Annotated in this window: 9 protein-coding genes; all 9 read right to left on the bottom strand. The window is 70.8% G+C overall.

What is annotated here, in order from left to right:
- The coding region (locus VMR86_16415; protein HTO08634.1) for a sigma-70 family RNA polymerase sigma factor at positions 1-1,542 on the bottom strand (1,542 nt) is incomplete at its 3' end.
- A 92-nt stretch (positions 1,543-1,634) separates the two neighbouring features.
- Positions 1,635-3,398, bottom strand: coding sequence for a DNA primase (dnaG, locus tag VMR86_16410; protein HTO08633.1), 1,764 nt, complete (start codon positions 3,396-3,398; stop codon positions 1,635-1,637).
- A gap of 79 nt (positions 3,399-3,477) precedes the next feature.
- Positions 3,478-3,672, bottom strand: coding sequence for a 30S ribosomal protein S21 (gene rpsU / locus VMR86_16405; protein ID HTO08632.1), 195 nt, complete (start codon positions 3,670-3,672; stop codon positions 3,478-3,480).
- 298 nt (positions 3,673-3,970) lie between these two features.
- Entirely contained in the window at positions 3,971-4,762 is a 792-nt protein-coding gene (hisF, locus tag VMR86_16400) for an imidazole glycerol phosphate synthase subunit HisF (protein HTO08631.1), read from the bottom strand.
- A complete protein-coding gene (locus tag VMR86_16395; GenBank protein ID HTO08630.1) occupies positions 4,756-5,481 on the bottom strand; it encodes a 1-(5-phosphoribosyl)-5-[(5-phosphoribosylamino)methylideneamino] imidazole-4-carboxamide isomerase in 726 nt (241 codons plus the stop codon). The genes hisF and VMR86_16395 overlap by 7 nt, the downstream gene beginning before the upstream one ends.
- The gene (locus VMR86_16390) at positions 5,472-6,005 is read right to left on the bottom strand and encodes a hypothetical protein (protein ID HTO08629.1); all 534 of its coding nucleotides are present in this window, start codon (positions 6,003-6,005) and stop codon (positions 5,472-5,474) included. Before VMR86_16390 ends, VMR86_16395 begins: the two co-directional genes overlap by 10 nt.
- Complete coding sequence (gene hisH / locus VMR86_16385) at positions 6,002-6,619, bottom strand: imidazole glycerol phosphate synthase subunit HisH (protein ID HTO08628.1); 618 nt, start codon at positions 6,617-6,619, stop codon at positions 6,002-6,004. The genes VMR86_16390 and hisH overlap by 4 nt, the downstream gene beginning before the upstream one ends.
- Positions 6,616-7,203, bottom strand: a complete 588-nt coding sequence (gene hisB, locus VMR86_16380; protein ID HTO08627.1) for an imidazoleglycerol-phosphate dehydratase HisB — start codon at positions 7,201-7,203, stop codon at positions 6,616-6,618. Before hisB ends, hisH begins: the two co-directional genes overlap by 4 nt.
- 50 nt (positions 7,204-7,253) lie before the next feature.
- A partial coding sequence (gene hisD, locus VMR86_16375) for a histidinol dehydrogenase (protein ID HTO08626.1) occupies positions 7,254-7,982 on the bottom strand: 729 nt, incomplete at its 5' end.

Raw genomic sequence — 7,982 nt, 5'->3', positions numbered from 1 at the left:
CTCGCCGATCGGCGTCTCGAGCGAGATGGGCTCCTTCGCGATCTTGAGCACCATCTGCACCTTCTCGAGCGGCATCTCCATCTCTTCGGCGATCTCTTCCGGCATGGGCTCGCGGCCGAGCTTCTGCACGAGATAGCGCTGGGCGCGCACGAGCTTGTTCATGGTCTCGATCATGTGGACCGGGATGCGGATCGTGCGCGCCTGGTCTGCGATCGCGCGCGTGATCGCCTGCCGGATCCACCAGGTGGCGTAGGTCGAGAACTTGTAGCCGCGCTGGTACTCGAACTTGTCGACGGCCTTCATCAGGCCGATGTTGCCCTCCTGGATCAGGTCCAGGAACTGCAGCCCGCGGTTCGTGTACTTCTTGGCGATCGACACGACCAGGCGCAGGTTGGCTTCGATCAGCTCGCTCTTCGCCTGACTCGCGCGCTCCTTGGCCGAGGTGAAGTGCACGAGTGACTGGCGCGCCTCTTCGAGCGTGCAGCGCGCCTCGTGCTCGATCGTCTCGACCTTGCGCTGGACCGCGAGCACGTCCTTCTCGGCGACCAGCACGGCCTCGGCGTCGCCGCCGAGCTGCATGAGCGCCTTCTTGCCCGGCAGTGAACGGCGCCGCGACTGCTCGGCCAGCGCCAGGAACTCCTGGGCCGTCTTCACGCCGAAGGGCACGAGGATGCCCGCGATCACCCGGCCCTGCTCCTCGATGCCCGCGATGAAGCCGCGGATCTCGTCGGCCAGCTGGTAGATCGACTCCTTCAGGATCCCGGTCTCGCGGATGCGCTGCGCGTTGCGCAGGCGGATCTCGTCGACCTCGGCCTCGAGGCGCGAACGGGTGTCGCGGCTGGTGCGCGCGTTCGACAGCACGCGCACGCGGCGCGACACGTCGGCCTGCGAGCGGCGCAGCGCGGTGAGCGCCTGCAGCAGCTTCCCCTTCTTGTCGTCGAGCGTCTCGGTCTCGCCCTCGGCGATCGGCGGGAACAGGTCCTTCACGTCGCGCTTGCCGCGGCGGATCTCGTCACCGAACCCGAGCAGCTTCTCCGCCGCGACGGGCGACTTCAGGATCTCGGCCAGGGCCGCGTTCTCGCCCGACTCGATGCGCTTGGCGATCTCGACCTCGCCCTCGCGCGTGAGCAGGGAAACGGCGCCCATCTCGCGCAGATACACGCGCACCGGGTCGTTCGAGCGGAAGCCCTCGACCTCTTCCGGCCCGGACGGGCGCCGCCGGGTCTCCGGCTTGCGCATCATGACGGGCGGCTGCCACTGGCGCACCGCGACCGAATGGCGCCGGAACAGCTCGAGCACCTCTTCGAGTCTCTCGGGCGCCGCCAAAAGGTGGTCGGGCAGGACCTTCAACAGCTCTGCGCCGTCGACGAACCCCGCTTCCTTGCTCTTGCGCAGGAGCTGCCGGAAGCTGGGCTGGCCGTTGCCGTTGGCTACACCGTTGTGCGTAGCTCGCCCGTTGCGCTTCGCGGCGCCGTTCGCGCTCTTCCGCTCCGGCTTGGTTAGCGCTGCGGTGCGCAGCGCCACTTCCTCCGGTGCAGTCACTGCGCGTCCGTTGCGCTTCGACGAGGGGGTTTTGGGAGTCTTGGTGGGCGTCATTGGGGGGGAACTCCTCGGCCAGATCTGGGAAAAAAAAGTTAGAGGTGCCTTCTGCGCTTCTCGAGATCGTGAATGCGAGACCGCAGCCGCAGCTCTTCTTCGTCGAGTTGCGCGCGGTCTGTGCAGGATCCGGACCGCTTCGTGAGCTCGGTCAGGGCGCGCTTCTGCACGCCGATCTCGAGCGTCGCGATGCGGTCCGAAACACTCTTGCGGGCGATGCCGGGATCGTCCCAGCCGGCCTCGGCGGCGAGCTCCAGGAGCAGCGCGCGCTCGGCTTCGGGCAGGGGCTCGCCATCGGCGGCCAGGAGGCTTGCGACCGCGCTCCGGCCCAGCTCGGCCGAGGCGGGGAGGAGTCGGGCGAGCAGCTCGCGGCCGGGACCCGGCGCGAGCCACTCGAGGTCGAGCTCGTCGAACAGGGGCACCAGGTCGGGGTGCGCAGCCAGCGCGGCGACGAGTCCGCGAACCGCCGGCTCGATCTCGCGCGCTGCCGGTCGGGCGGTTGCGCCGGCGCGCGCGGGGCTCGTGGCGGTCGACGGGCCGGCATGGCGAGCGAGGGCGTCCTGGACCGCGACGGGCGAGAGCTCGAGCTTGCTGGCGAGCGTGCGGATGTAGCCCGCGCGCTCGATCGGGTTCTTCACGGCCAGAAGAAAGGGCGCCAGCGTGCGCGCGTGCTCGACCTTCTCGCCGACCTCGTCCTTCAGCACGCGGTCGATCAGGTGCTCGAGCAGCGGCACCGCGCTGTCGACGACCGCGCGCAGCGCCGCGACGCCGGACTTCGCGAGCAGCGTGTCGGGGTCCTCACCGAGCGGCAGGAAGGCCGCGCGCACCCGCAGCTCCTCGGCAAACAGAACGGGGAGCGCGCGCTCCGCGGCGGCCTGGCCGGCCGTGTCGCCGTCGAACAGCAGCACGACCTCCTCGGCGTAGCGGCGGATGCGGTGCGCGTGTGACTGGGTGAGTGCCGTGCCACAGGGCGCAACGCCCTCGTGCAGGCCCGCGCGGTGCAGCGCCAGCAGGTCGAAATAGCCCTCGACCACGATCACCCGGCCGTGCTCGCGGATGGCGTCCAACGCCTGCGCGAGCCCGAAGAGCACGCGGCTCTTCTTGTACACCGGTGACTCGGGCGAGTTGAGATACTTGGGCGTGTCGTCGCCCTGGGCCCGGCCGCCGAAGCCCGCGATCTGGCCGCTCGGGTCGGTGATCGGAAAGACCACGCGGTTGCGGAAGCGGTCGTAGTGGCCTTCGCTGTTCTGCCGGCGCGCGATCAGCCCCGCGAGCTCGGCATCGGCGGGCGCGATGCCCGCGCGCCGCAGGTGAGTCACCAGGCCGTCCCAGCCGGGGGGCGCGAACCCGACCCGGAAGCGGTCGATCAGGTCCTCGCCGACCCCGCGCTCCGCGAGATACTGGCGGCCGGTCGCCCCGTGCGGCCCGCGCAGCTCGGCCCGGAAGTAGGCGCAGGCGGCCTCGTTCGCGCGGTAGATCGCGGAGGCCTTGCCCTCCTCGCCGCGCTCTTCGGGGATGGCGATGCCCAGCTCGCGGCCCAGCGCGCGCACCGCGTCCGGGAAGTCGAGCCCCTCGTGCTTCATGCGGAACGCGAACACGTCGCCGCCCGCGCCGCAGCCGAAGCAGTAGAAGATCTGCTTGTCCTCGTGCACCTGGAACGAGGGGGTCTTCTCGTCGTGGAACGGGCACAGCCCCCACAGGCGGCTCCCCGACTTCTTCAGGGTGACGTGGCGACCGACGACCTGCGCGATGTCCGCGCGCTCGCGTATCTCGGCCACGACCTGTTCGGGGATTCGACCCACTCCGTCCCTCGCTCCGAGACTCGTGAAGAAGAGTCGTGAACAGAAACAAAAGGCCCGAGCGCTGCTCGGGCCTTGGAATCTAGTAAGCGGCCTTCAGCTTCTTGAGCGCCCGCTTGCGCGCGGCCATGGCCTTCTTCTTGCGCCGGACGCTCGGCTTCTCGTAGTGCTCGCGCTTGCGGAGCTCGTACATGAGGCCGGCCTTCTCACACTGCTTCTTGAAGCGCTTGAGCGCGCTTTCGAAGGATTCGTTCTCCTTCAGCTTCACACCGGGCAAACGATCTCCCTCATCGCTTCGGCCTGTGGATCGCGAGAAGCCCGCAGCTTCGGCGATCACGGGGGGTGTAGGTAGCTGCTTCGGCGCTCACGTCCGGACCCGACTTCCGGAAACCTGTTTCACGGCAACGTTCGGCGAAATTCGGGCAACGCCGAAAGCCCTTCTGCATCAAGCACTTACGAGCCAACCGAACGGCGGAAGAACCTAGCACACGATTTTCGCGGCGCGCAATACACCGATCGTTCACACCTGTGAATAAAGCGATTGGTCCGACCTATGCGGTCACCCAATGGGCCCGTCAGGTGTGGAAAGGCCGGACCAGAACGCCTCGCGCGGCGAGATACTCCTTGGCTTCGGGCACCCGGAACAGGCCGAAATGGAAGATGCTCGCAGCCAGCACGGCCGCGGCGCCGCCGCAGCCCGGCGAGTCACTCAGGCCCTCGCGCAGATGCTCGAGCGTGCCCGCGCCGCCCGACGCGATCACGGGGATGCGCACCGCGCGAGTCACGGCGCGCGTCAGCGGCAGGTCGTAGCCGTCGCGCGTGCCGTCGCGGTCCATGCTGGTGAGCAGGATCTCGCCGGCGCCGAGAGACTCCGCGCGCGCCGCCCACTCGACCGCATCGAGACCGGTGGCGCGCCGCCCGCCGTGACTGAACACCTCCCAGCCGCGGGCGGGGTCGGACGCGTCACGGCGGCGGGCATCGATCGCCACGATCAGGTTGGCCGAGCCCAGCCGGTCGGCGGTCTCCGACACCAGCTCGGGCCGCGCGATCGCCGCCGAGTTCACCGAGACCTTGTCCGCGCCCGCGCGCAGGAGCGTGCGCACGTCTTCGAGCGACCGCACCCCGCCGCCCACCGAGAAGGGCACCGTGAGCCGATCCGCCGTGCGCGCGACCAGCTCGACCAGGGTGCCGCGGCTCTCGTGCGAGGCATTGATGTCGAGGAAGCAGACCTCGTCCGCGCCCTGCGCGTCATAGGCAGCCGCCACCTCGACGGGGTCGCCCGCGTCGACCAGGTCGACGAACTGCACGCCCTTCACGACCCGCCCGTCCTTGATGTCGAGGCAAGGGATGATGCGCTTGGTCAGCATAGCGCGAGCCTCGCGAGCGCCTCGTCCAGATCGATGGCTCCCGAGTAGAGCGCACGACCCACGATGGCCCCGGCGATGACGCGCGTGCGCGCGAGCCGCTCCAAATCTTCGAGCCGCCCGACGCCACCCGACGCGATCACCGGCAGCTTGGTGCGCCGCGCCAACGCGGCGGTGCCTTCCACGTCGGGCCCGGCCAGCAGGCCATCGCGCGAGATCTCCGTGTAAAGCACCGCGGCAAACGGAACGCCTTCGAACTCGGCGAGCACGTCGTCCTGGCTGCGCTCCGAGAGCTCGCGCCAGCCGCGCGTCGCGACGCGCCCGCCGCGCGTGTCGAGGCCCAGCACGACGCGGCCGGGATGCTTCGACGCCGCGGCGCGCACGAAGTCCGGCTGCTCGAGCGCCGCGGTGCCGATCACGACGCGGTCCGCGCCGCGGGCGAAGGCGCCTTCGACGCGCGCCATCGAGCGCACCCCGCCGGCCACCTGCACCCGCGTGCCCGGGCACCCGGCCAGGATCGCCTCCACCACCGCGTCATTGCCTCCGACGCCGTCGCGCGCGCCGTCCAGGTCGACCACGTGGATGCGCGTCACACCCGCGGCGGCGAAGCGCCGGGCCTGCGCCACGGGGTCGGTGTCGAACACGGTCTCGCGCGCGTAGTCGCCCTGCTCGAGGCGCACCACGCGCCCGCCGCGCAGGTCGATCGACGGGATCAGCTCCACGTCGCCACCTCGCGCGCGAGCTCGCGCACCAGCTCCCGTGCGCCGTAGCTCGCGAGGTCCTCCGCGGTGACCCAGCGGAAGCCGCGCTCCCAGGCGCGCGGGAAGGAGCCGGCGTCCTCGGACAGCGCGGGCTGTGTCTCCTCGTAGGTCCCGTTCCACAAGGGATTTCCGGCCTGGTCTCGCAGCTCGAGCACGATCCACACCGACGCGGGATGACGCACGCCCGTCGACGTGCCGTCGCGCTCGACGAAGCGGCGCACGGTGCCCGTCAGCACGGCGTCGGCCTTGCCCGCGTCCACGACGCGGAGCTTCGTCTCGGACTCGAGCGCCGACGCGATTCGCGCCGTGACCAGGTGCGGCGCTGACTCGGGCACGTCGTAGGCGAGCGGGTCGGTGCGCAGGGGCACGAGCGCGACCTTGGTCACGCCCGACGGCGGGTCCGGGGTCAGGACCTGCGTGCGGATCGGCGCTGCACAGGCGAGCGCGACGAGCGCCGCCAGCACCGCCGCGGCGGTGCGCGTCACGGCTGCCAGGCGCAGAAGCGCTCGAGCAGCTCCACGCCCGCCCGCTGGCTCTTCTCCGGGTGGTACTGCACGGCGACGCACGAGCCATGGCCGATGGCCGCGGCGAACGACTCCCCGTAGTCCGTGCGGGCCAGCACGTTGCGCTCGGGCACGCGCGTGGCGCGGTAGCTGTGCACGAAGTAGAAGTAGTCGTCGGACAGCACCGGGTGCGGCTGCTCGAGCTTCACCAGGTTCCAGCCCATGTGCGGCACCGCGAGCCCGAGCGAGTCGGGAAAGCGTTGGACGCGGCCCGGAATGACGCCGAGGCACGGACCGACGCCGCCCTCGTCGGCCTCGCCGAGCAACACCTGCAAGCCGAGGCAGATGCCCAGGTACGGCCGGCCCGCGGCAATGTGGGCGCGGATCGCGTCATCGAGGCCATGACTCCGGAGCGCCGTCATGCAGTCGCGCGCCGAGCCGACGCCCGGCAGCACGACCCGATCCGCCGCGCGCAGCTCCGCCGGCGAGTCGGTGACGCACACCTCGCGCCCGATGCGCGCGAACGCGCGCTCGACGCTGCGCAGGTTGCCCATGCCGTAGTCGACCAGCGCGATCTTCTGCGCGCGCGAAGTCACAACGAGCCCTTGGTCGAGAGCGCGCCCTTGATGCGCGGGTCGCGCGTCGTAGCCTCGTCGAGCGCGCGGCCCAGACCCTTGAACACGCCCTCGACGATGTGGTGCACGTTGTGCCCGTACGACTTCTCGACGTGCAGGTCGACACCACCGTGGATGCAGAAGGCGTACAGGAAGTCCTCGACCAGGGCCGCGTCGAAGTTCCCGACCCACTCGCGCGGCAGCTCGACCCGGTACACCAGGTACGGGCGGTTCGACAGGTCGAGGTCGACGAGGATGCGCGCGTCGGCCATGGGAATGCGCCCGGAGCCGAACCGGCGCAGCCCCGCGCCGTCGCCCACCGCCTTGCGCACGGCCTGGCCCAGCACGATGCCGACGTCTTCGACCGTGTGGTGCTGGTCGACCTGCAGGTCGCCCTTGGCGCGCACGCGCAGGTCGAACAGGCCGTGGCGCGCGAACGAGTCGAGCAGGTGGTCGAAGAAGGGGATGCCCGTCTCGACGTGCGCCTCGCCGGCCCCGTCGAGCCGGAGCTCCACCTCGATCTCGGTCTCGCGGGTGCGGCGCTGTACGGTTGCGGCGCGGTCCATGGGCGTCTCCTCGTGATCGCAGCTCTGGGGGGCGCGTAAAGAAACCGGATTCAGGGCTTCGGGTCCACCCTGCGCCGGGCGGGGGCCAGGCGGATCTCGAGCGCGCGGGCGTGGCCTTCGAGGCCCTCGAGCCGCGCCAGCCGGCTGCCCGCCAGGGCGAGCTTCTCGAACACGGGGTTCCCGATCTCGATCCGGCTGATCCGGCGCTGGAAGTCCTCGACCCCCACGACCGAGAAGAAGCGCGCCGTGCCGCCGGTCGGCAGCACGTGGCTCGGACCGGCGACGTAGTCGCCCACGGGCACGGGGCTGAGCTCGCCCACGAACACGGCCCCAGCGGTGGTGATGCGCTCGAGCCAGCGCTCCGGGTCGGTCACGCACAGCTGCAGGTGCTCGGCCGCGTAGCGGTTGGCGAGCTCGCAGGCCTGGGCGAGGTCGGCAGTCACGATCAGGGCGCTGTGCTCGCGCAGTGACTTCGCGGCGATGCGCGCGCGCGGCAGAGAGCTGACCTGGCGCTGGAGCGCGGCGGCCACCGCAGCGGCCAGGGGCTCGCTGGGCGTGGCGAGCACCACGCTCGCGCGCTCGTCGTGCTCGGCCTGGGCCAAGAGGTCCGCGGCGAGATACTCGGCGTTCTGCGCGTCGTCGGCGACGATGAACACCTCGCTCGGCCCGGCCTCGGAGTCGATCGCGACCTGGCCGAACACCTGGCGCTTCGCCTCCTGCGTGTAGGCGTTCCCGGGACCGACCAGCTTGTCCACGCGCGCGATGCGCTCCGTGCCATA

Source organism: Myxococcota bacterium (assembly GCA_035498015.1).
In the GTDB taxonomy this organism is placed as follows: Bacteria; Myxococcota_A; UBA9160; order SZUA-336; family SZUA-336; genus VGRW01.
The sequence above is the reverse complement of the archived record's forward strand: the minus strand, read 5'-3'. Positions and strand labels throughout refer to the sequence as shown.

What these genes read in the sequence shown, in the direction of transcription:
- hisF (HTO08631.1), bottom strand. Translation starts at nt 4,762, where the DNA reads ATGCTGACCAAGCGCATCATCCCTTGCCTCGACATCAAGGACGGGCGG.
- hisB (HTO08627.1), bottom strand. Translation starts at nt 7,203, where the DNA reads ATGGACCGCGCCGCAACCGTACAGCGCCGCACCCGCGAGACCGAGATC.